General features: G+C 62.8%; 24 protein-coding genes and 1 pseudogene. 13 read left to right on the top strand and 12 right to left on the bottom strand.

Annotated elements, in window-relative coordinates; genetic code table 11:
- The first annotated feature begins 431 nt into the window (after positions 1-431).
- From B0G76_RS17970 to B0G76_RS17955, 4 genes and pseudogenes are all read left to right on the top strand, one after another.
- Positions 432-884 carry a DUF1003 domain-containing protein gene (locus tag B0G76_RS17970; protein WP_259460610.1) on the top strand — a complete coding sequence of 151 codons (453 nt, stop codon included), beginning with the start codon at positions 432-434 and terminating at the stop codon, positions 882-884.
- A 265-nt stretch (positions 885-1149) separates the two neighbouring features.
- The gene (locus tag B0G76_RS17965) at positions 1150-1803 is read left to right on the top strand and encodes an ureidoglycolate lyase (RefSeq protein ID WP_120293792.1); all 654 of its coding nucleotides are present in this window, start codon (positions 1150-1152) and stop codon (positions 1801-1803) included.
- Between the two features lie 190 nt (positions 1804-1993).
- The gene (locus B0G76_RS17960; protein ID WP_120296485.1) at positions 1994-2479 is read left to right on the top strand and encodes a GNAT family N-acetyltransferase; all 486 of its coding nucleotides are present in this window, start codon (positions 1994-1996) and stop codon (positions 2477-2479) included.
- A 43-nt stretch (positions 2480-2522) separates the two neighbouring features.
- A pseudogene (locus B0G76_RS17955) lies at positions 2523-2636 on the top strand (phosphotyrosine protein phosphatase); the annotation flags it as partial.
- A 14-nt stretch (positions 2637-2650) separates the two neighbouring features.
- On the opposite strand, the gene B0G76_RS17950 reads toward B0G76_RS17955, so the two are convergent.
- Positions 2651-3235, bottom strand: coding sequence for a flavin reductase family protein (locus tag B0G76_RS17950; RefSeq protein WP_120293791.1), 585 nt, complete (start codon positions 3233-3235; stop codon positions 2651-2653).
- Between the two features lie 155 nt (positions 3236-3390).
- Here B0G76_RS17950 and B0G76_RS17945 point away from each other — a divergent pair, with 155 nt between their 5' ends.
- Positions 3391-3543, top strand: a complete 153-nt coding sequence (locus tag B0G76_RS17945) for a hypothetical protein (protein WP_183082075.1) — start codon at positions 3391-3393, stop codon at positions 3541-3543.
- A 6-nt stretch (positions 3544-3549) separates the two neighbouring features.
- Positions 3550-4356 carry an aminoglycoside phosphotransferase family protein gene (locus tag B0G76_RS17940; protein ID WP_120293790.1) on the top strand — a complete coding sequence of 269 codons (807 nt, stop codon included), beginning with the start codon at positions 3550-3552 and terminating at the stop codon, positions 4354-4356.
- A 140-nt stretch (positions 4357-4496) separates the two neighbouring features.
- On the opposite strand, the gene B0G76_RS17935 is transcribed toward B0G76_RS17940, so the two are convergent.
- A complete protein-coding gene (locus B0G76_RS17935; protein WP_120296483.1) occupies positions 4497-4829 on the bottom strand; it encodes a hypothetical protein in 333 nt (110 codons plus the stop codon).
- A 223-nt stretch (positions 4830-5052) separates the two neighbouring features.
- Positions 5053-6588 carry a PLP-dependent aminotransferase family protein gene (locus B0G76_RS17930; protein WP_120293789.1) on the bottom strand — a complete coding sequence of 512 codons (1536 nt, stop codon included), beginning with the start codon at positions 6586-6588 and terminating at the stop codon, positions 5053-5055.
- 108 nt (positions 6589-6696) lie between these two features.
- On the opposite strand from B0G76_RS17930, the gene B0G76_RS17925 reads away from it, so the two are divergent.
- Positions 6697-7434: a GNAT family N-acetyltransferase gene (locus B0G76_RS17925; RefSeq protein ID WP_120293788.1), complete on the top strand. Its 738-nt coding sequence runs from the start codon at positions 6697-6699 to the stop codon at positions 7432-7434.
- A gap of 28 nt (positions 7435-7462) precedes the next feature.
- Here B0G76_RS17925 and B0G76_RS17920 read toward each other — a convergent pair whose 3' ends face one another.
- On the bottom strand, positions 7463-7999 hold the full coding sequence (locus B0G76_RS17920) for a GNAT family N-acetyltransferase (RefSeq protein WP_120293787.1): 537 nt from the start codon (positions 7997-7999) through the stop codon (positions 7463-7465).
- 490 nt (positions 8000-8489) lie between these two features.
- On the opposite strand from B0G76_RS17920, the gene B0G76_RS17915 reads away from it, so the two are divergent.
- The 4 genes from B0G76_RS17915 (at position 8490) to B0G76_RS17900 (ending at position 11266) form a co-directional block, all read left to right on the top strand.
- Positions 8490-9089: an AraC family transcriptional regulator gene (locus B0G76_RS17915; protein ID WP_259460609.1), complete on the top strand. Its 600-nt coding sequence runs from the start codon at positions 8490-8492 to the stop codon at positions 9087-9089.
- A 268-nt stretch (positions 9090-9357) separates the two neighbouring features.
- Positions 9358-10323, top strand: coding sequence for a zinc-binding alcohol dehydrogenase family protein (locus B0G76_RS17910; RefSeq protein WP_120293786.1), 966 nt, complete (start codon positions 9358-9360; stop codon positions 10321-10323).
- Between the two features lie 55 nt (positions 10324-10378).
- Positions 10379-10555: a DUF1427 family protein gene (locus B0G76_RS17905; RefSeq protein WP_120296481.1), complete on the top strand. Its 177-nt coding sequence runs from the start codon at positions 10379-10381 to the stop codon at positions 10553-10555.
- A 132-nt stretch (positions 10556-10687) separates the two neighbouring features.
- On the top strand, positions 10688-11266 hold the full coding sequence (locus B0G76_RS17900; RefSeq protein WP_120293785.1) for a DUF4337 domain-containing protein: 579 nt from the start codon (positions 10688-10690) through the stop codon (positions 11264-11266).
- A 1-nt stretch (position 11267) separates the two neighbouring features.
- Here B0G76_RS17900 and B0G76_RS17895 read toward each other — a convergent pair whose 3' ends face one another.
- The 5 genes from B0G76_RS17895 to B0G76_RS17875 form a co-directional block, all read right to left on the bottom strand.
- A complete protein-coding gene (locus B0G76_RS17895; protein ID WP_120293784.1) occupies positions 11268-12545 on the bottom strand; it encodes an RNA polymerase sigma factor in 1278 nt (425 codons plus the stop codon).
- 4 nt (positions 12546-12549) lie between these two features.
- Positions 12550-12957, bottom strand: a complete 408-nt coding sequence (locus B0G76_RS17890) for a VOC family protein (RefSeq protein WP_120293783.1) — start codon at positions 12955-12957, stop codon at positions 12550-12552.
- A gap of 40 nt (positions 12958-12997) precedes the next feature.
- On the bottom strand, positions 12998-13525 hold the full coding sequence (locus B0G76_RS17885) for an SRPBCC family protein (protein ID WP_120293782.1): 528 nt from the start codon (positions 13523-13525) through the stop codon (positions 12998-13000).
- A gap of 61 nt (positions 13526-13586) precedes the next feature.
- The gene (locus B0G76_RS17880; protein WP_120293781.1) at positions 13587-14000 is read right to left on the bottom strand and encodes a YciI family protein; all 414 of its coding nucleotides are present in this window, start codon (positions 13998-14000) and stop codon (positions 13587-13589) included.
- Positions 14001-14155: 155 nt separating this feature from the next.
- The gene (locus B0G76_RS17875) at positions 14156-14509 is read right to left on the bottom strand and encodes a YciI family protein (RefSeq protein ID WP_120293780.1); all 354 of its coding nucleotides are present in this window, start codon (positions 14507-14509) and stop codon (positions 14156-14158) included.
- Positions 14510-14768: 259 nt separating this feature from the next.
- Here B0G76_RS17875 and B0G76_RS17870 point away from each other — a divergent pair, with 259 nt between their 5' ends.
- Complete coding sequence (locus B0G76_RS17870; RefSeq protein WP_259460840.1) at positions 14769-14933, top strand: glycine zipper 2TM domain-containing protein; 165 nt, start codon at positions 14769-14771, stop codon at positions 14931-14933.
- Between the two features lie 222 nt (positions 14934-15155).
- A complete protein-coding gene (locus B0G76_RS17865) occupies positions 15156-17120 on the top strand; it encodes a carboxypeptidase-like regulatory domain-containing protein (RefSeq protein WP_120293779.1) in 1965 nt (654 codons plus the stop codon).
- A gap of 93 nt (positions 17121-17213) precedes the next feature.
- Here B0G76_RS17865 and B0G76_RS17860 read toward each other — a convergent pair whose 3' ends face one another.
- Genes B0G76_RS17860 through B0G76_RS17850 form a run of 3 tightly spaced genes read right to left on the bottom strand, consistent with a single transcriptional unit; the run spans position 17214 to position 22296 of the window.
- Complete coding sequence (locus B0G76_RS17860; protein ID WP_120293778.1) at positions 17214-17564, bottom strand: copper-binding protein; 351 nt, start codon at positions 17562-17564, stop codon at positions 17214-17216.
- Positions 17561-20767 (bottom strand): efflux RND transporter permease subunit, encoded by a 3207-nt coding sequence (locus B0G76_RS17855; RefSeq protein WP_120293777.1) that lies wholly within the window; start codon positions 20765-20767, stop codon positions 17561-17563. The genes B0G76_RS17860 and B0G76_RS17855 overlap by 4 nt, the downstream gene beginning before the upstream one ends.
- The gene (locus B0G76_RS17850; protein ID WP_120296477.1) at positions 20764-22296 is read right to left on the bottom strand and encodes an efflux RND transporter periplasmic adaptor subunit; all 1533 of its coding nucleotides are present in this window, start codon (positions 22294-22296) and stop codon (positions 20764-20766) included. Before B0G76_RS17850 ends, B0G76_RS17855 begins: the two co-directional genes overlap by 4 nt.
- Positions 22297-22299: the final 3 nt, after the last annotated feature.

Below are 22299 nucleotides of genomic sequence, written 5' to 3'. Positions count from 1 at the left end.
TCCCTGCGCTGTCATCGCCCGCCGCACGCCACGCCTACCCGAGGCTGCCCGCCTCGGTCCCCCAACTGCAACCATAGTTTCTCCAGTTGCTGATCTCAGGCGCGAGCGACCCACATTTCGCATCTGCGGGGCCATGCCACGCTCGACGTTGCGTCATTCATGTCCAATAATCGACGATACGGCCTTCTCCCGAATGCCGCGCTGCACCGCCGTGCCCGATATCCCGACTCCGCGGTAACCGCCAGGCGTGACATCCGCGGCATCGGCCAAGCCCTTTCAACGGGTCGGGCGGGACCGGCGCCAACATCACCTTTCGTCGACAGGTCACTACCATGAGCGATGCGAATCATAAACACGCCCCACGCCACGAACCCAATGGGAACACCAACTATCACTACCGGTTCCACGTGCCGCACGTTCATCTCAACTCGGTGTTCGGCGACGACTGGTTCGCACTCAAGGCCGAAAGGTTCGCGCGTTTCTTTGGAACGCCAACCTTCCTGATTGCACAGACACTGATTGTCGCGGTCTGGATTGCCGTGAACATGCTCGGTTTTACGAAGTTCGACGTTTATCCTTTCATCCTTCTGAACCTTGCATTTAGTCTTCAGGCAGCTTACGCTGCGCCGCTCATTTTGCTCGCGCAAACGCGCCAGGCAGATCGCGACAAGGTTCATTCCGATGCCGACGCGCGCCATCGTGAAGACCTTGCGATGGCGAGCGAGCAGCGCCAGGCGCTGGCGGCCAGGCAGACTGAGCAGCTGGTTGCATTGCTTGAACAGAACACGCAGCTCACTACCCTGACAAAGCAGATGAGCGAACGTATCGAAGCGTTGACGCTGGAGTTGCGCGACAAGATAACGTCATCCGGTGGGAGCGCATAGCAGATTGCACCTGCTGCTGCGAGTTGCCCGGAAATCGATCGGACGCCATACACCACAGCAAGGGCTACCCCTCCTGCCACGGCGCCGAAAACCACCATCGGCATGTAGGAATCAGATTGCGATTCATATGCTCATGGAACTCGATATAAGTAGAAACGGTGATGTCGTTCCATGCAGACCAGCTGATTCACGACGCCTATTCCATGACGTCCGGATCGAGCGGTCAGACGCAAGGTTGCAACTTCGACTCGTGTAAACTGTGCGGATGTCCCAAGAAACCGATTACCTCAACCCCGCCCTTCCTTCCGGCCTCCGACGCGTGTCGATGCCCGTGGTCGACGCGACCCCCACAACGCTTGATGGATTCGGCAGGCTTGTGACAGACCCGAGCGAGTGCTCGATCGAGATTGTGCAGTGGCCGGCGATGGGGACAAGGCCCATAGACCCCGGAACCGGTGACGAGGCAGGCACAACCGAAGGCACATTTGTGAGCGAATGGCGCGGGGATATTCTCTACGGCCGAAACGAGGCCGTAGGCGGCAACTACATCCTTGCGTACGCTAAAGAGCCCGAAGCCGCCCGCGACGACAACGTCAATGCGCCGGAACGCATGTTGCTTTGGCATGCGAACTATCATCCAGATGGCGGACAACTGTTCTTTCCGCTCGACCATCTGCCGTTCTACGTTCCACTGGCATTACCCGGGGACGACATTACGCCAGAGAAGTTCGTGTGCTTTCGCTTCGATGGACAGCAGGGTCTCTACATCCATCCAAACATCTGGCATGAAGGTGTGTTCACGCTTGGAGGGACGCAGCGGTTCTTCGACAAGCAGGGCGCAGTCCATGCGCGTGTCTCTGTCGACTTTGCCCGCGAGTTTGGTTGTCTTCTCGAGGCGCCGATCGCCCTCGACGCCTAACCGTTTTTGGTCGAGGCGGCGATCCCCGCGAGAAGGCCAACTGGGAGCTTGCCGCCAGAACAGCATATGCAGACCCGAGGTGCGCGAAGGCGAGTGGCACGGCAATCTGATTACGATTGCGCTTCCCGATCTCGCCGCCGCGCATAGCGGTCCTTTCGTTCCACACTCCAGACCGACCGAGCACCTCACCTTGACGATCCACATCCGCCCTGCCCACGCATCCGACGCCGCCTTGATTCTCCGCTTCATCACCGAACTCGCGGTGTATGAAAAAGCGGAGCACGAAGTTGTCGCCACCGTGAAAGACATCGAAGCGAGCCTATTCTCCGCCACGTCCACCGCGAAAGCGTTGATCTGCGAAATGAACGGCGAGCCGATCGGCTTCTGCGTTTACTTCTTTTCCTATTCGACATGGCTCGGCAAACAGGGGCTTTATCTGGAAGACCTGTACATATCGCCGGCATCGCGCGGCAGCGGCGCGGGCAAACAGATGCTGCGCCACCTTGCGCAAATTGCATGCGAGACAGGCTGTGGGCGCTTCGAATGGAGCGTGCTCGACTGGAATGAGCCGGCGATCGGTTTCTATGAATCGATCGGCGCGAGCGCGCAAAGCGAATGGGTGCGCTACCGGTTGGCGGGCGATGCACTCACGGCGTTTGCCGACGGCAATACCTGAGACACGCTTGTCCCCGAACACGAACATAGCCAGGTAATCAGCGATGCGCGCCTTGTTCATCTGCAGCAAGAACCGCTTGCGCAGCCCGACGGCCGAGCAGGTTTTCGCCAGTTGGCCAAACGTCGAAACCGATTCGGCCGGTCTGGTTGCGGACGCGCCGCCACTACGGGGTTATTCGCCTGCCCCGTTCACTACCGGATCGACTTCAAACGCGTCGCCCGTGGCGAAGAAAGTCCCGCCCGCCACGTAATGGCACGTGCGCAGATCGGGGTCGTTGCCGAAATGCCAGCGGTTGTTCGAATACACGCGGCTGTCCGCGTAGGCGGCAACCACTTCGCCAATGATCAGATCGTGCCGCTGGCTATCGTCCGGAATGACCTTGCATTCCATCCAGGTAACGCAGCCGGCCAGCATCGGCACATCGATTTCTTGTGCAGGGAAAGTCTCGAGATCGAAAGCGGAGAATTTGTCGAGTTCGGCGCCTGCGTTCGTACCCACTGCCAGCGTCTGCGCGGCAAATCCGCGGCTCGGCAGTTGCAGTCCGAACACGCCGCTCGCTTCGATCAGTTGCCGCGTGAGTGTGCGGCTGTCCACCACTACGACGACTTTCGGCGGGTTGAAATCGAGCGGCATCGCCCACGATGCGGCCATCACGTTCGAGCGGCCGCCGTGCGCGCTGGTAATGATCGTGACAGGGCCATGATTCAGTAACTGCGTGGCTCGCGACAATGCAACAGGTTCCCGGGTGACTTTCATACGTGCTCTTCCGCGTCAAATGGATCAGTCAGATTGTAGCGGGGACGCGCAAAGCGGGTGAGGCATCCATCATGAACGGCGCATCACGCCATACGTGCGCTGCTTCCAGGCAATCCAGGCGAGAATGCAGAACGATCAGAACCGTTGGAGAAATCGTGCGCATCGTCTGCTTGCATACCGCCGACAGCAATATCGCGCTGTTCGACGCGGCCGCCCGTGCCGCCGGATTCGAAGCGCTCGAGTTGACGCACGTGGTCCGTGCCGACTTGCTCGCCGCCGCAGTGCATGCAGCCACACTCGCAGGCTAAAGCACGATGTTCGCCGAATACATCGTCAAGTGGGATTTGCTGCCGGACGGTGAGCCGATTCGCACGCATAGCAGCCGTCTGTTGCCAGTACGCCAGCGCGGCGTCGCTGCGATGCTGAAAGTTGCGCAGGAACCCGAAGAGAAATTCGGCGCGCAGTTGATGGTGTGGTGGGCCGGCGACGGCGCGGCGCGCGTGCTCGCCCATGATGCCGACGCCCTGCTGCTGGAGCGTGCCGAAAGCAATCACTCGTTAGCGGACCAGGCCCGCACGGGCAACAGCGCGGCGGACGACCACGCCATCGACATCCTTTGCGCTGCCGTTGCACGACTCCACGCGCCTCGAAATAAGCCTCTGCCCGAACTGATCGATTTGCCGCGCTGGTTCCAGAGTCTCTGGCCTGCAGCGGAGCAATACGGTGGCTGGCTCGCCGAGAGTGCTGCCGCAGCGCAAGCCCTGCTCGCTCATCCACAAGACCTCGTCGTGCTGCACGGCGACATTCATCACGGCAACGTGCTCGATTTTGGCGCGCGAGGCTGGCTGGCGATCGATCCGAAAGGTCTGCACGGCGAACGCGGTTTCGACTACGCGAACATCTTCTGCAATCCGGACCAGACATCCGCGCTAGTGCCGGGACGGTTCGAGCGTCGCGTCGAACGCGTGGCGCAAATCGCCGGGCTCGACAGACGCCGTTTGCTGCAATGGATTCTCGCGTGGTCGGGTTTGTCCGCGGCGTGGATTCTCGAAACGGGCGAGACGCCGGACGTCGATATCGACATCGGCAGAATGGCCGCCGAAGCGTTGAAGCGTGAATAACCGCTGGAAAGCGGAGAGGAAACCACTACATCGGACCCAACCGCCAACACCCTGGCGCTGCGCCGATCCTGCCAATCAAGGCCAGCAAGCAAACATCATTGAGCGGCAGCCGCCAGGCCGCCGCCCAGGCATTCCGTCTGTCAATGCGGCGCTTTACCGTTGGGCAAGGCGTCCAGCGGTTTGTGCTGTTCTTCGCCTAGCCCTGGAAAAAACGCGTTCCATGCGGCGCGCACGCCCTGAGCCGCAGTGGCCTCCGCGCTAATCGATTCTGCCTCGCCGTCGGCAGCCTTCGACGGGTCGGCGGAGAGGCCGCGCCAGTGCGTAAACACCAGCAACGGTTTCTCGGTCCACACGCCGTCGCCATATTTCGCAAATGCCGTGTCCCCGCTCGTCAGCTGCACTTCGTACCAGCCTTCGCGGACCGGTGTATGGGCAGCAAGCTCAAACCAGGCGGTCGGTTCGATTTCCTTCATGTCGTCTCCGTCAGATAGATCGTCATCGATAACCACAACAAAGGCATGCTTCATGCCCGAGCCCGATAGCGGCCCGGCAGTCGGGCGCCGCATAACGCGCCATGATGCAGGGCGCTGCGCTGGGCATGACCTGCGGGCGATCCGTCGACGTCGCGCACGCCGAAATCGCCGCGCATAAACGACACGATAGCGCGACATGGGCCGCGCGGACAAACGTAAAAACTTACACGGCGCGCCGGGTGGGCGCCGCGCTTGCCGACCCGTTGTCCGGCCCGCCCGCCCTCTCGCCCGCGATCTCGCGCACCAGTTCTGCCAGGACACGGACAGCGAGCGCCAGTTGCCCGGCTGGCGTGCTGCCATAGCCGATCACGAGGCCGTTCGCGTCCTCGCGCTGCTGCAGCGCAAAACCCGACAGCGCGCGCGGATTGAGCCGCCTGGCGAGCGCTCGTTCGGCGAGGGTCCGATCGGAAATATCGTGCGGCAGACGAAGCGTCAAATGCATGCCGCAATTGCCGCCCAGAATCTGCGACGGCGCGAAATGCGTGGTGAGCGCATCGCGCAACGCCTGCTGACGCTCCCGATACAAACGCCGCATGCGGCCCAGATGCCGCCCGAATTCACCGCTGTCGATGAAATGCGCCAGCGCCAGTTGCTCCAGACGATGCCCGCCGCGCAGCATCTCCTGCAACGCGACAGCCGTGTGCGCGGCGATGGCACGCGGCAGCACGACGAAGCCAATACGCAGCGCCGGAAACATCGTTTTGCTGAACGAGCCGACGTACAAAACCGGCGCGTGCTCGACCAGCCCTTGCATGCTGGCGATCGGCTCGCCGGTATGGCGGAATTCGCCGTCGTAGTCGTCTTCGATCAGCCAGGCGCCGCAGCGGCGCGCCTGCGCGATCAGCTCCAGCCGGCGCGCCACCGACAACACCGCACCGGTCGGATACTGATGCGCGGGCGACGTGTAGATCAACTTGGGCGGATGCGCCTGCCACGCACCGGGCGGCACCGCGATGCCTTCGGGATCGACCGGCATCGGCAGTATGGTCAGATCGCCGAGATTGAACGCCGCCTTGGCGCCGCGATAACCCGGATCTTCAACCCACGCAATGTCGCCCGGATTGGTGAACAGCCGCACACACAGGTTCAGCGCTTCCTGCGCGCCTTCGGTGATGACCACCTGCGAGCCCTCGCAGCGCACGCCCCGCGCCATCCGCAAATGCGCGGCGATCGCGTCGCGCAACGCCGGTTCGCCCGCCGGGTCGCCGTAGCCAAGCGCGAGCGGCAACGCGCGCTCCATCGAACGTTCCAGTGCGCGCCGCCAGGCCGCAAGCGGAAAGCGGTCCAGCGCGGGCGTGCCCGGCGTCAGCGGCAAGGTGTTGTCGAGATGGGTGCGCGTCGCCGCGAATTGCGTGACGCGCGCGGCGTAGGCGATCTCCGATGCGGCCGGCCGTGTCTGCGGCTCCCCGCGCGCCGCCGGACTGGAGAGCGGACTCACACGCGTGCCCTTTTTGTCGGCCACCACATAGCCGACTGCGGCCAGATGCTCGAACGCGATCACCACGGTATTGCGCGACACGCCCATCTCGGCGGCCAGCAAGCGCGACGACGGCAGCAGCGACCCTGCCGGCAAACGCCCTGTGAGGATTGCCTGCTGCAAACGCTCGATCAGTTGTTTTTGCAGCGGCACGGACTTTTCACCGTTTCCGGCGACCGTCGCAGCGGCCGGGTTGGTGAGCGGGCCAATGATCTCGATCATCTTGACTGGACCTATCAAATACTCTTCGGCTGGATCTTTTTAACATACCACGTTTGCCGTATCGTTCTCTATAAGGAACCATCACCCACTATCGACAGGAGAGCAGACATGGAACCCGAACGTAACGCTTTCGAGCAGCCGATCGGCGCACCCGTGCCGGACTGGAAAGGCGCCCAGGCACCCGGCCGCGAGCCGCTGGTGGGCCAATATTGCCGGATCGAACCGGTGGACGTCGAACGCCATGCGGCGGACCTGTACGAGGCCTATAGTTCGGCGCGCGATGGCCGCGACTGGACCTATCTGTCGGTTGGTCCGTTCGACAGTCTTGCCGCGTATCGCGAGCAATTGACGCGCATGGCCGCATCGCCCGATCCGCTGCACTACGCGGTGATTGATCTTGCAACCGGCAAGGCGGTCGGCACGCTCGCGCTGATGCGCATCGACCGCGCGAACGGCGTGATCGAAGTCGGGCATGTCACGTTTTCGCCGCGTCTGAAGCGCACGCGCATTGCCACCGAAGCGATGTTCCTGCTGATGAGCCATGTGTTCGACGATCTCGGCTATCGCCGCCTTGAATGGAAGTGCGATTCGCTGAATGGACCGTCGCGAACGGCAGCGTTGCGCTTTGGATTTACGTTCGAAGGGATCTTCCGGCAGGCGATCGTGTATCGCGAACGCAATCGCGATACCGCGTGGTTTTCGATCATCGACAGCGAATGGCCCGCGCTGCGTCCGAGCTATGTACGCTGGCTCGACGCCGGCAACTTCGATGCACAAGGCAAGCAGGTCGAACGGCTGGTGGACCTGATTGCGCGGCAGCGATCGGCGGCGAACGAAGGCAAGTGAAGGTAAGTGAAGGCAGCTAAGCGGTCATTCAGGCAACGCCCGCCGTTCGTCGCAGGACGATGGTCGGGTTGCCTTTGTACGTCGTGCGAAGTTGCTCACGGTAACCGCACTTGTGCGCGACGCGCAGTGACGGCTGATTTTCCGGTGCGATGATGCAGGCGGTCTCGCCGCCGGGCCAATGCGTATCGGCCCAAGCGAGCGCGGCGCGCACCGCTTCGGTCGCGTAGCCGCGGTTGTGCACGGCGGGGTCGAGTGCCCAGCCAATTTCAGGCGTGTCCATCAAGGAAGGCTCAATCTCGCGGTGGTAGTCGGCAAAGCCGACTTCACCGAGGAACCGGCCGCTCTCCTTTTCCCGCACCACCCAGTAGCCATATCCCAGCATCGCCCAATGCCCGGCGTAGCGCAGCAGGCGCGCCCAGACTTCTTCACGCGTGAACGGCTTGCCGCCGATGTAGCGGATCACTTCGGGATCGGACCACATCGCATAGCTTTCGAGGAAATCGTCGCGCGTGTGCGGACGCATGATCAGACGGTCGGTGGTGAGAAGCGTGGGGCGGCTGGACATAGGCGGGCTGGGGTTGGCGTGGTGGCTTGGGCTCAAGAGGCGTTGAAGAGTGCCTGGCATGATCGCAGATTTTTTGCGCGCCAGGTTCGCTGCCAAAATCCCTGCGCCGCTCGCGCTGCACTGCAAACGCTGGCATGCGAAGAGGCTTCGCCCTACACTCCCCGGGTACCGCATGCGCAGCCACGCCGGCGAGATAAGAACGGCGAAATCCAGCGTGCGCGACCTCGAACAGCGAACCGAATCTCCGTGCCCCAAGCCCGCCCACCTGACCTCCACGACGCCGCCGACGCCCGCTCCCTCGCGCGGCGCTATCCGCGTGGCATGCGTGTCGACCCGCATTCGCATACGTGGGCGCAGGTGCTGTACGCGATATCGGGCGTGATGTGGGTCGAAGTCGGTCACGAAGCGTTGGTGGTGCCGCCACAGCGCGCGGTCTGGCTACCGGCCGGCCGGCACGGTTCACTCCATCCACATGATGAGCGAAGTGGAGATGCGCAATCTCTATCTGCACGAGCGCAACGTCGGCCATCTGAGTCAGCGCAGCGACGTGTTCAAGATTAACGGCCTGCTGCGCGAACTCATCACGTCGATTGCGGAACACGAACGCACCCGCGCTCGCGACGAAACCTATCTCGAAGCCGCGTACCGCCTCGCCATGCTGGAGCTGGGGCACGCGCCACGCTCATCGCTGCGCATCGCGCTGCCCGATGCGTCGGACCGGCGGCTCAATGCATTGTGCCGCGCGGTGATCGACAACCCTTCGATCGCGATCAGCTTCGAACAGCATGCGACATCGGTCGGCGCCAGCTTGCGCACGCTGGCGCGCCTCTTCACGCGGGAGTTGGGGGTGGGCATTGCCGAATGGCGCCGTCAAGTTCAACTGGCGCTGGTCGTATCAGGTCTCGCCGAAGGACGCCCCGTCAGCAGCATCGCACGCTCGCTGGGCTTCCAGCCTAGCAGCTTCAGCGACATGTTCCGGCGCGAGCTAGGCGCGCCGCCGACCGGCTTCGATCCGAGCAGTACGCTCAACGAGGCCACTCCTGAAGCTTCACCGGAGCAGGCACAAAACAAGCTGCCCACGAACACGTGAGCCCTTCACGCCAGCGGCTCGACGACTCTCCCGTGCAACTGAGCCGCTCGCTATCCTCGCTATCGGCTGAACGATTCGCTGGCTGCCGAGCCATGGGCAAAACGGCTAAACCGAAGGTCTAAACGATTTCCGGCACGACCCATAAGCTGACCCACAACCGTCTTGTCCGACATTCGAAAGCCTTTGTCCCAACACTTTTGTACCGGCCATCTAGACTACGCTCATCGGCTGCCCAACGCAGCACAAGACCCGACCGGAGCGATACACAATGAAAGCGATTCAGTTCAAGACTTTTGGCAATCCCGAGGTGCTCGACTACGTCGACCTGCCGACGCTCCACGCCGACGCCGACAGCGCTGTTGTACAAGTCAAGGCCGCCTCGGTGAATCCGAGCGACGTCAAGAACGTGTCCGGCCATTTCGAACACACCGTCCTGCCGCGCACGCCCGGCCGCGACTTCAGCGGTGTCGTGGTGGACGGCCCGCAAGCATGGCTCGGCGTCGAGGTCTGGGGCACCGGCGGCGACATCGGTTTCACTCGCGACGGCACGCATGCCCAGTTCATCAAGATTCCGCTCGCCGCCCTGTCGCGTAAGCCCAGCACGCTCAGCCATCCGGAGGCCGCCGCGATCGGCGTGAACTTCGTGGTCGCCTGGCTCGGCACCGTCGAGTATGCCCATCTGGAAGCGGGCGAGACGATTGCCGTAATTGGTGCGGGCGGCGGTGTCGGTGGCGCGGTCGTGCAGATCGCGAAAGCGCGGGGGGCGCGCGTGATCGGGATCGATCGTCATCCGCTTTCCGCCGATACCCCTGCGGGCCGGCTGATCGACGACTACGTTCCGTTCAACGAAAACGTGGCGGAGCGCCTGAAGGCGCTAACTGGCGGCGCGGGTGCCGACGTGGTGTACGACACCGTCGGCGGTGTCGCGTTCGCAACCGCACTGAGTCTCGTCAAGCGCCGTGGCCGCGTGCTGGAAATCAGCGCCACAGGTCAGCGTCGCGTGGAATTCGATCTGATCGACTTCTACCACAACGAAACGCAGCTGCTCGGCGTGGACAGCGCCAAGCTGGGCGTCGCCGAATCGGCGCCGTTGATGACGGCGCTGACGGAAGGCTTCGAAAGCGGCAAGCTCCAAGGGCCGGCTATCGCGCAGGAATTCCCGCTCGAACGGGCACGCGAAGCCTACGAGGCGGTGGCCACCGGCACGCGCGGCCGGGTCGTCATTACGATGTAATTGCCGAAGCGACCAGCGGGCTCGGCAGCCCGCTTTTCAGATGGAAATCTCAAACATGAAAGCGTATCTGGTTTCGCTCGTTGCCGGCGTCGTGGTCGGTTTGCTCTATAGCGTGATGCAGGTGAAATCGCCCGCGCCGCCGACAGTAGCGCCAGTCGGCTTGCTCGGCATGCTGGCCGGCGAGCATGTGATCCCATTCGTGCGGACGTGGCTGGTCACCGGCATTCATTGACTTCCTCCCATTGACGTCTCTCGTCGACCGCTCTTCGCGCCGATACCTTTTCCATCGCCGGGCGCCTCACGCTAAGATTGAGTCCGCCGGGCCGCCCGGAGATCACAAGAAAAGTTTCGCTCGGAGAGTCAGATGCCTGAAGAATATGAAGTGCATGGTCCGCACGACCATGCGGTCGAACACGCCGGCCACCACGACGCAGATCCCTTTGCGAGCCGCATGGCTGTAATGACAGCGATCCTCGCGACGATCGGCGCGCTGTGCGCCTATCAGAGCGGTAACAGCGAAAACCTGGCGCTGTACTACAAGAACGAAGCCGCCATTGAAAAGACGGAAGCGTCGAATCAATGGAATTACTACCAGGCCAAGGGCGAGAAAGAGAATCTCGCTGAACTCGGCGCGGCGTTGTCGCTCGGCAATGCCGACGCGCACGCGAAGTTCGTCGCCGACGTCGACAAGTACAAGCAGCAGAAAGAGCCGATCCGCGCGAAGGCCGAAGCGATCGAAAAGGAAGTCGTGGATAACGATGCTAAAAGCGAAGCGCTGCTGCACGGCCATCATCGCTGGGCGCAGGCCACGACCTTGATTCAGGTGGCGATCGCCCTGTGCGCGATCACGTTGCTGACCCGCAAGAATTGGCTGCGCAATTTGTCGTTCGGTGTTGCGGCCGCGGGTGTGGTCACTGCTGTCGTTGCGTTCTTTTCGGCTTGATTCAATACCCGATACCGCGCGCGGCACGCTCGAGCAACAGCTCGCGCTCGCGCGCATTGCGCGTCATGCCCGCGGCGCGTTCGAATTCGGCGCGCGCCTCTTCCACGCGGCCGAGTTTCTCCAGCAGATCGCCGCGCACGCTCGGCAACCAGTGGTAGCTCGCGAGCGCCGCATCGGCTGCGAGCGCATCGACGATTTCCAGACCGGCGGCCGGTCCGAACGCCATGCTGACCGCCACCGCGCGGTTCAACTCGACCACGGGTGAAGGCGCCACCTGCGCCAGCGCGTCGTACAACGCGACGATCTGCGCCCAGTCGGTCTCGTCGGCGCGGCGGGCGCGCGCATGACACGCGGCCAACGCGGCCTGCAATGCATACGGACCGCTCGCGCCGCCCAACGCGTGCGAGGTGGCGAGCGCGGCCAGGCCACGGCGGATCAGCAGCGGGTCCCAGCGGCTGCGGTCCTGATCGAGCAGCAGCACCGGCCTGCCCTCGGCATCGGTACGCGCGTGGGTTCGCGACGCCTGGATTTCCATCAACGCGACGAGGCCACACACTTCGCTTTCGTCCGGCACGAGCCCGCTTAGCACACGCCCCAGTCGCAGTGCTTCCTCGCACAACGCCGGACGCATCCAGTCGTCGCCACCGGTGGCCGAATAGCCTTCGTTGAAAATCAGATAGATCACCTGCAGCACCGAGGCGAGCCGGGGTGCACGTGCATCCGCTTGCGGCACTTCGAACGGCACCTTGGCCGCGGACAGCGTGCGCTTGGCCCGCACGATGCGCTGGGCAATGGTCGGCTCGGGCACGAGAAACGCGCGGGCGATTTCGTCCGTGGTGAGGCCGCCCACCAGGCGCAGCGTGAGAGCAACGCGTGCGTCGGTTGACAACACCGGGTGGCACGCCGTGAACACCAGCCGCAGCAGGTCGTCGCCGATATCGTCGGCGCGTGCGGCATCGAGGGTATCGACGAAATCCGGCACGAGGTGCGCCTCCAATGCGTCGAGATCGTGGCCCAACTCCTCGCGCTTGCGCGCATGCAGCGCTTCCTGGCGCAAGCGGTCGAGGGCTCGGTTCTTCGCGGTCGCCATCAGCCACGCTCCCGGATTGTCCGGCACGCCCGCATCAGGCCAATGTTCGAGCGCGGCCACCAGCGCGTCCTGCGCCAGTTCTTCGGCAAGTCCCACGTCGCGAACGATCCGCGCGACGTGGGCGATGACCTTGGCGGATTCGATCCGCCAGACTGCCTCGATGGCACGATGGGTGGCCGGTGTCGTCACGGGATCAGCTCGCTGCCTTGGCGTTCGGGTCCATGTAGATCAGCTCCCAGATGTGTCCGTCGATATCTTCGAAGCCATGACCGTACATGAAGCCGTAGTCCTGCGGCGCGCGCGGCACCGTGCCACCGGCGGCGAGCGCATTCGCGACCAGTGCATCCACCTCGCCCCGGCTCTCGCACGAAAGGCCCAACAATGCCTCGGTGCTTTCCTTCGGATTGCAAAGCGATTTGCGCGTAAAGGATTTGAACAGGTCCTTGACCAGCAGCATCGCGTAGAGGTTCTCGCCGAGGACCAGGCACGCGGCCTGCTCGTTGGTGAATTGCGCATCGAAGCTGAAACCGATCGCGCTGAAAAATGCCTTCGACCGTTCGAGGTCGTCGACGGCAAGATTGACGAAGATCTGCTTATGCATGATGGAATCCATTGATCCGGTTGTGTACCCGCCTGCGTATTCAGCTCGCCTCGGCCAGCGTTTTCAGATTGCTCAGGCCGTCTTCGAAATCCTTGCCGACCATTCGATCCATGCTGACGAACACCTGCATCAGCTTCGACAGAAACGGCGCGGGCCCATGCATCGCCCAGGTAACCTGAGTCGCACCCGCCTCCGGCTTCAGCTCGAATTCGGCGATGTTATGCGCTTCGAATGGCTTGAGAAAATCGAGGTTCATCGTCACGCTCGACGGCGCCGCCGTCTCGACGATCTCCATCTGCCCCACGCCGATCTTTTCGCTTTGCCATGCATAGCGCGCGCCCTTGCCGCTCTCCGTGCCGCTGTACGTGCCTTGCGTCGCGGGATCTTTGCGCAGGAACGGATTCCAGCGATTGAATTGATGCAGGTTGTCGATCAACCCGTAGATCCGCTCAGGCGGCGCCTCGATACGCACGCTGCGTTCAATGCGAAAGTTATCGGGCCGTGTCGCCGCATAAATGAGCAACAGACCCACCGCCGCGACGACGGCGATCAGAATGGTTTTAAGCATGATGAATCCTTTCGATGTGGCCGGATCGGCGCCTCGTTCGGCGTTCGGATCGGCATTGCGATCAAGGTTTGGCCGCGTCCAGTTTTTTGAAGCGCTCCAGTTCCGGGTTCGGCTCGAAGTCCTCGAGTTCATAGAGCTGCCGCACTTCGATTTCGCCATCGGCCTGCTCGCCGAACGGCGCCGGAAACCGCCGCGCCCATTCCATGGCTTCTTCGCGGGAGTGAACCTGAATCAGCGTGTAGCCGGCGATCAATTCCTTGGTTTCCGCGAACGGCCCGTCGACGACCGTGCGCTTGCCCGCGCCGTAGCGGATGCGCCAGCCTTTCGAACTCGGTTGCAGGCCGGTTGCGTCGAGCAGCACACCGGCTTTAGCCAGTTCTTCGTGGTACGTGCCCATCGCGGCCATCAGGGCATCGTCCGGCGGGCCGCCGGCTTCGCTGACGGCGGTCGCCTTCACTATGATCATGAATCGCATCGCAATCGCTCCTTGGGTGGCGTGTGGTAAGTGGCGAGCCGTTATCTGTTTGCCGGCTCCTTACTCACACGACGAGCGATGCGCGACCGGATCGACATCTTTGTCGCAGACCAAGGGAAAACCCCAATAAAATAAACGCAAGTGGGCAAACCCGCTCAGATGAAACAAGGTCCGATTTTGCGGACTTCGACGGTGCACCACGAGGCCGCCGGGCAGGCTTGTGCGATCGCGATCGCTTCTTCACGGGTTTCGCAATCGAGCAGGAAGAAGCCACCGACCATTTCCTTGGCTTCGGCAAACGGGCCATCGAGCAGTTTGGGCTGACCGTCGCGCACCTGCACGCGCACGGCGTCACTGGAGGAGGTCAGCGATTCGACGGCACGCAGCTTGCCGCGCTCTTTGAGGTCCGCGGCAAAACGCACCATCTGGTCATAGACCTCGCGCCCCGCCTGCTCGCCGCGTTCGATGCGTTGATCCGGGGGTTCGACGATAAGCAGCATGTACGACATGACGTCTCCGATTGATCGCGCCGTGAACGTGAACGCCAGGCAGGCGTACGACGGCAAAAACCCGCTTACAGTTGGGTTGCGAAAGCCAGTCTAGCAAGCACGGATAACTCCAGCAAACCCGTTTCGCCGCCCGGGCGCCGATGGACTGCGGGCCCTACGGACACTCGTAACGTAATACGGACGCGGCATGGGGATTGCTGCTTCGCTGGTATCCACACATATCAAGGGTGACATCATGCGGAATCTATTTGGCGTGGGCATGATCGCAATGGGACTGGCGTTGCTGACATTGACAGCCGGTTGCACGCTGGGCGGTGCGGCGGCGGGTGGGGTCATCGGCAACGAGGCGACCAATCACAGCACGGTGGGCACGGTCGGCGGCGCGGTGGCCGGGGGGATTATCGGACACGAATTGGGCAAGTAATTGAAACGCTCAACAGCTTCCGCGGCGAGCGACACAAAACCGCCGCTTTGAAGTATTCTCCGATCGCGCTAAAGCCCGTCAGGAATTTGCCGTTTATCGATTAATCGCAGTCGATAATCCGCGTTCAATCCGGCGGCACCGCGCGGCAATCACAATCAAACTCATCGGCATAATCTGCCGGCAAAAGAAACAAATCATATAAACAGAGCATCGGGGAAATTCATGTATCGATCGTTCGTGCGTACCGGCGTCGCGGCCGCCGTGGCCTTCGCCTTGATCCAGCTCGGCGGTTGCGGTGGTGGCGGCGGCTCCAGCTCGACGTCATCGAGCACGCCGACGGTCACGGCCACCTCGGTGGGCGGCACGGTCGCCACCGGCACCGCCATGGTGGGCGCAACCGTCACGCTGACCGATTCGACGGGCGCGCAGGCCACGACCACCACCAACGCCCAGGGCGCGTACACGATCTCGGTGAAGGGCATGACCGCGCCGTTTCTGATCGTCGCCACGGACCCCACCGGCGTCTCCGCTCCACTCGTCTCGGTGGTCGCCAAACTGCCGAACGGCACGGCGCCGGCGGTTGTCAACGTCACCACGCTGACCACTGCGATTGCCGCCATGCTCACGGCCTCGGGCAACCCGCTCGACCTCGCCTCCACCACGGCGCTGGCCAAGGTCACGCTGCAGTCCGTGCAGATCGCCACCATCACGCTCGACGCGATACTCGCGAAAATCCTCGCGCAGAACGGCATCCAGGCGGCCGGCTTCGATCCCATCGGTACAGCCTTTACGCCGAACCACACTGGCGCCGATGCAGTGCTCGACATAATCTCGGTGGTGTCGGCGGCCAACGGCGGCTTGCTGCTGCTGTCGAATGCGGCGCCGGGCACGACCGTCGCGCTGAACAACCAGACTGGCCAGACGCTCACGCTGGCAGCGCCTTCCGCGGCGGCAAACTATCTGGCGCCGCTGGCCTCCCTGCTGACTGCCTGCGCGGCGAACGGCACGCTCAACACCTCATGCTCGCCGGCCATCGACTCCGCCTACCTCGAAAGCGGATCGACCGATCTGGCCGTAGCCCACGGTCTGACCGACGCGATCTTCAGTGGCGCGGTGTTCGGTTCGCCAAAGACGCTCGCCTTCTTCACGCGCAACGGCAAGCAGTTCGCGTTCGTGCAGTTGCCGGTCACGCTGGCGAACGGCGCGGCAAGCGGCGTGCTCTATACCGTCGCGCAACAACTTTCCACGCCCGTCACGCTCGCCAACGGCACGCAACTCGGCTGGAATCTGATCGGCAATCAGTCGCAATTCGCTGTATCGATCATGTCGCAAATGCAGCGACGCACTTTCCTCGATACGAAGCTGAACGACGTGAACCGTTACGAGTCCGGTCTCAGGATCGCGATCCCGACCGCGTCGAATCCGACGGTGTATTCGGCCTCCGTCACGGGGCCAGGCCTCGCCGCGCCGGTCTGGCTGATGCCGCGCAATGCGCTCGGCGTCAGCTCGCTGGGTCTGTCGGATCTGCCGTTGAGCGCGGCGCCGGTTTCGCCGGCGACGACCAACAGCAATACGGAGCTGTACCGGTGGTCATGGCAATCGCTGTCGTCGACCGCGAACTTCACGCCGCCGGCCTCGAACGGCTATTACTCGGCGCAATCGGTCGACGCGAGCACCGTGCCGCTCTACTCGGCCTACACCGTCACGTTCTATGACAAGAACGGCGCGCAGCTCGGCCAGTCGTCGATCATCAATCCGGGGAGTCCGTTGAATGCGGCGGCGGGCAGCACGGTCGCGTGGCCGACGTTGTTGCCGGACTTCGCGACGCAGTTCCTCACGCCGGGCGGGGCGCTGTCCGGCGTGCAGTACGCGATGAGCGTAACGTGGTCGAGCGTCGTGACGGGGCCGAATCCCACCTATCCGGTGACGTCCGTGCAGATCCAGGCTTCCCCCGGAACAGGCTCGGGCTCGACGACTGAAATCGACGGCTTCTTTGGCGGCGCGCCGAACAACACATCGGTGGGTCAGTATCAAACCACCGTTTTTGCGGGACTCAACGCCTTGGGCGTGCAGACGTGCACGAATTGCCCGTTCCCGGCGTTGACGTCCGGCGGTTCGCGGCTCGTGCAGTTGGGTAGTGGGCAGAATGGGACCCTGTACTACGATATTACGAAGTACAACGATTAAAGGCGGATCAATCGGCGAATGTATTGATCCAACCGCCGCCCTGCAAACTCGCAGGCCAAAGTACCAGGCCCGCGAGTTTGCATCAACAACGCATCACGACGCTTTTTCCAGTTTCACAATGGTCAGCGTGCCGTCAACGTCTTCAATGCGGACCTTGACCTTGTCGCCTTCGTGAATCTGCTTGACCATCGCGGCATCCTTCGCCTTGAAGGCCGTGGTCATGGCCGGCATTCCAACGTTGTGCAGCGCGCCGTGTTTCAGCGTGATCATGCCGGACGCCCGGTCGATCTTTCGCACTTCCGCATCCGTGAGCGCCGCATTCGACGACGCCATTGAAGCCGCCGGCTTGGTGGACATGTTCATCCCCGCCATATCGTCGCCCGCGAATGCAGGTGTTACGGCCATGGCGCCGAAAGCCGCGAATGCAATCATCAATTTCGTCATCGAATTTCTCCAGTTTGAGTGGTTGGCACGGTGGTGCCGGAAGGTACTGCGTGAGGAAGCCGCGCGTCGTGCAGACGCGTCGCGCGGCGGCGTTGCAGCAGAAACCACGCTGCAGGAATAACCAGCATCGAGAGGAGGGGGGCCGTAATCATTCCGCCGACCATCGGGGCGGCGATGCGCTGCATGACTTCCGAGCCGGCGCCGCGCCCGACCATGATGGGTATGAGACCCGCAAGCACCACGGCGACCGTCATCGCCTTGGGTCGCACACGCTGCACCGCCCCCTCTCGAATCGCGTCGAGCAGCAGCGCTTCGGTTAGCGGCTCGCCGGCGTCGAGCCTGCGATTCAATGCGCCCTTCAGGTAAAGCAGCATCACAACGCCGAACTCAGCAGCCACGCCCGCGAGCGCAATGAATCCCACCGCGGTCGCGACAGATACGGCATGCCCCAGCATCCAGATGAACCAGAAGCCGCCGACCAAGGCGAAGGGCACGGTCGACATCAGCAGAAGAGCATCGCCAACGGAGTTGAACGTCAGGAAAAGCAGCACGAAAATGACCACCAGCGTCACTGGAATAACGGTGCGCAACTTGGCCGCCGCGCGCTCGAGATATTCGAACTGACCGGACCACGCAATCGAATACCCCGCGGGAAGCGTCACCTTCTCAGCGACCGCGCGCTGCATGGCCTGCACGGCCGAATGCAGATCCGTGTCGCGAATATCCACGTACACGTAACCAGCGAGCCGGGCGTTCTCGCTGCGAATCATCGGCGGGCCATCGGCAATCGTGATGTGCGCCACGTCGTCAAGCCGGATTTGCGCGCCACGGTCTGTCACGACCGGCAGCTCGCGCAGCTTCTCGAGCGAATCGCGGATCTCGCGTGGATAGCGGATGTTGATCGGAAAGCGCTCCCGCCCGGCAATGACCTCGCCGACGTTTTCGCCGCCGACCGCTGTGGACACGATCGACTGGATGTCGGCAACCGCGAGGCCGTAGCGTGCCGCTGCCAGCCGGTCGATATCGACGTCGATGTATCTGCCGCCGTTCAACCGCTCGGCCAACGCCGACGTCACGCCGGGCACGGTCTTGACCGCCGCTTCGACCTGCATGGCGACCTTGTCGATCTGCCCGAGGTCGGGGCCCGAAATCTTGACGCCGACCGGCGTCTTGATACCCGTCGACAGCATGTCCAACCGATTGCGGATAGGCGGAACCCACACGTTCGAGAGTCCAGGCACTTTGACGGTGCGGTCCAGTTCGTCGACCAGCTTCTCCGGCGTCATGCCGGGCCGCCATGCTTTGCGCGGTTTGAACTGGATCGTGGTCTCGAACATTTCGAGCGGCGCCGGGTCGGTAGCCGTATCGGCGCGGCCGGATTTGCCGAACACGGTCTGCACCTCCGGCACGGTCTTGATGAGCCGGTCGGTCTGCTGCAGCAGTTCACTCGCTTTCTCTGCCGAAATGCCCGGCAGCGCTGTCGGCATATACAGCAGATCGCCTTCGTCGAGCGGCGGCATGAATTCACCGCCGAGCTGCGAGAGCGGAATCGCCGATGCCGCGAGCGCAACCACCGCCAGACCGATAGCGCGCCACGGACGGCGCAATGTCGCCTCCAGTAACGGCCGGTACAGCCTGATCAGCACGCGATTGATGGGGTTCGCGCTTTCGCGCGGAATGCGGCCGCGAATCAGCAAACCCATCAACACCGGCACCAACGTCACCGAGAGCCCCGCCGCCGCCGCGATCGTGTAGGTCTTGGTGAACGCCAGTGGAGAAAACAGCTTGCCTTCCTGGCCTTCGAGCGAGAACACCGGGATAAACGACAACGTGATGACGAGCAACGAGAAGAACAGCGCCGGCCCGACCTCGGCGGCCGACGTGGCAATGAGTTCCCAACGTTCAGCCGAAGTCAACGGCGTGCCGGGATACTCATGCTCGAACGCCTCAAGATGCTTGTGCGCGTTCTCGATCATTACGATGGCCGCGTCGATCATCGCCCCGATGGCAATCGCGATGCCGCCGAGCGACATCAGATTCGCGTTCACGCCTTGGTACCGCATCACGATAAAGGCGGCCAGCACACCCAATGGCAGCGACATAATGGCGACGAACGCACTGCGCAGATGGAACAGAAAGACCGCGCAGACCAGCCCGACGATGATGAATTCCTCCACGAGCTTGTCTTTCAGGTTGTCCACCGCGCGTTCGATAAGCTGTGAACGGTCGTACGTCGTCACGACTTCGACGCCCGCGGGCAACGAACGCTTCAGCTCGGCAAGCTTGGCCTTCACCGCCGCGATGGTTGTCAGCGCGTTCTTGCCGGAACGCATCACGATGACACCGCCCGCGACTTCACCCTGACCGTTCAGCTCCGCGATGCCGCGCCGCATCTCCGGTCCGATCTGAATGCACGCGACGTCGCCTAGCAGTACTGGCGTACCGGCTTCGTTCGTTCTCAGAACGATATGGCGGAAGTCATCGAGGGTGCGCAGATATCCGGACGAACGCACCATGTATTCGGACTCGGCCATCTCGACGACCGAGCCGCCCGATTCCTGATTCGCCTTGCCCAATGCGTCGGCGACCATCGTCTGCGTGATGCCGTACGCGCGCAGTTTGTCCGGGTCGAGAACGACCTGATACTGGCGCACCATGCCGCCGATGCTCGCGACCTCCGACACGTCCGGTACCGATTTCAGCTCGAACTTCAGAAACCAGTCGTTCATGGCGCGAAGCTGTCCCAGGTCGTGCTGTCCGCTTCGGTCGACGAGGGCATATTCGTAGACCCAGCCGACACCGGTGGCATCGGGCCCGAGAGAAACCGTCGCGCCCGGCGGCAGCTTGCTCTGCACCTGGTTCAGATACTCGAGTACGCGGGAACGGGCCCAGTACTGATCGGTTTTGTCGTCGAACAGAACGTAGACGAACGCATCGCCGAATGACGAATACGCGCGAATGGTTTTCGCCCCCGGCACACCGAGTAACGTCGTGGTGAGCGGATAGGTCACCTGGTCTTCGACGACTTGCGGTGCTTTGCCAGGGTAAGACGCCTTGATGATCACCTGCGTGTCGGACAGGTCCGGCAGCGCGTCGAGCGGCGTTTGAGTGACCGAGTAGACACCCCACGCGCTAACCAGCACAGTGGCGAGCAGCACCAGAAAGCGGTTGTGGATAGACCACCTGATAAGACGCGCGATCATTTGGCGCCTCCTACCGGTTCGACTGTCGTCAACTGGTAGCCGCTGTCCGTCTGCCGGAACGCGAAGTGCACCATGTCTCCGGGCTTTGCGTCCGGAAAGGCAGTCGACGATGCTTTGCCGAAGGCCATCGTCATCTTGCCCCAGCCCAAGGCCGGAACCGGCTGGTGGGAGAAGGTGATGTCTTCGGCGGTCACCTTTTCGACCCTGCCGGTGGTCTCGTAGGTTTCGGATGCAGCGGCCGTGGCGGACGCCGACGCAGGTGCGACTGCGCCTGCGTTTGCGCTGCCCCCCATGCGAGGAAGAACCGATTTCAGGCTGGCTTCCGAGTCAATCAGAAACTGGCCGGACGCCACGACCTGATCGCCGTCGTTCAGGCCGTTCAACACTTCGGTTTCATCGCCGGTATCCTGGCCGACCGTGACATTCACTGGCTGTAAGCGGCCGTTTCCGTCCTTGACGATAACCACGCTGCGCTTGCCCGTCGTGATGACCGCCTCGGACGGGACCAGCAAACGCGAGACCGGCGTGTGAGCGCCGACCCGCACGCGCATCAGCATGCCGGGCGTCAGCTTGAAGGCGGCGTTATCGATCTCGAGACGCGCCTGCAACGTGCGGCTGCCGGCGCTGATACCCGGCAGAATTTCGCGAATCTGCCCTTTGAAGCGCTGGGTGGAATCGCCAGCGAATGCCGCGTCTACCGTCATGCCGGGCCGCACGGTCAGCGCCAGGGATTCCGGTATCTCGACGATGAGCCACAACGTCGAGAGGCCCGCGATCTTGGCGAGCGTCTGTCCGGGCGCCACCATGGCGCCGTCGCGGACATTCAGTTCGCTGACAACGCCCGTTTCGGGCGAGCTCAGCACAACATGCGTCTGCGCCTTTCCGGTCCGGTCGAGATTCGCGACGACACCGTCAGGTATCGACATCGCCCGCATGCGCGCGCGAGCGGCTTCCAGCAGGCCGCTATCCATGCTGCTGCGTTTGAGCGCGAGATACTCCTCCTGCGGCGCCAGCCAGTCCGGCACAAAGAGCGACGCGATCGGCGCGCCTTTCGCTATCCGCTGCATCGGCGCGCTCGCGTACAGGTGGTCGATGTAGCCGGTCACGCGCGACTGCACGACGTCAGAACGCGACTCGTCGAATTGCGTGGTCCCGACGGCATCGAATCCTTCAGCGATGTCTTGCCGCCGCGCGGTTGCGTAGCGGATGCCAAGGTTCTGCTGCAAGCCCGGGTCGATTTTGATGCCACTCGTGCCCGCATCATCGGCGAAGACGGGTTCGAGCTGCATGTCCATGAAAGGCGACTTGCCCGGTTTGTCGAAGTGCTGATTCGGCACCATCGGGTCGTGCCAGTACAGCACTTTGCGCCCCGTCTTCGGATCGATCCTGTCGCCCGTGGCAGACATCGTGGCGGCGGACGCGGAAGCCGCCTGCGCCGAATGACGCGTACCGGCCAGGTAGCCTGCGCCTAATAAAGCCGCGGCGGCGAACGTAACGAGCACTGCGCGCACCAGTTGTTTCTTTTGCATGGC

It is taken from the genome of Paraburkholderia sp. BL23I1N1 (genome assembly GCF_003610295.1).
In the GTDB taxonomy this organism is placed as follows: Bacteria; Pseudomonadota; Gammaproteobacteria; order Burkholderiales; family Burkholderiaceae; genus Paraburkholderia.
This window is presented reverse-complemented; position numbering and strand designations above follow the sequence as displayed.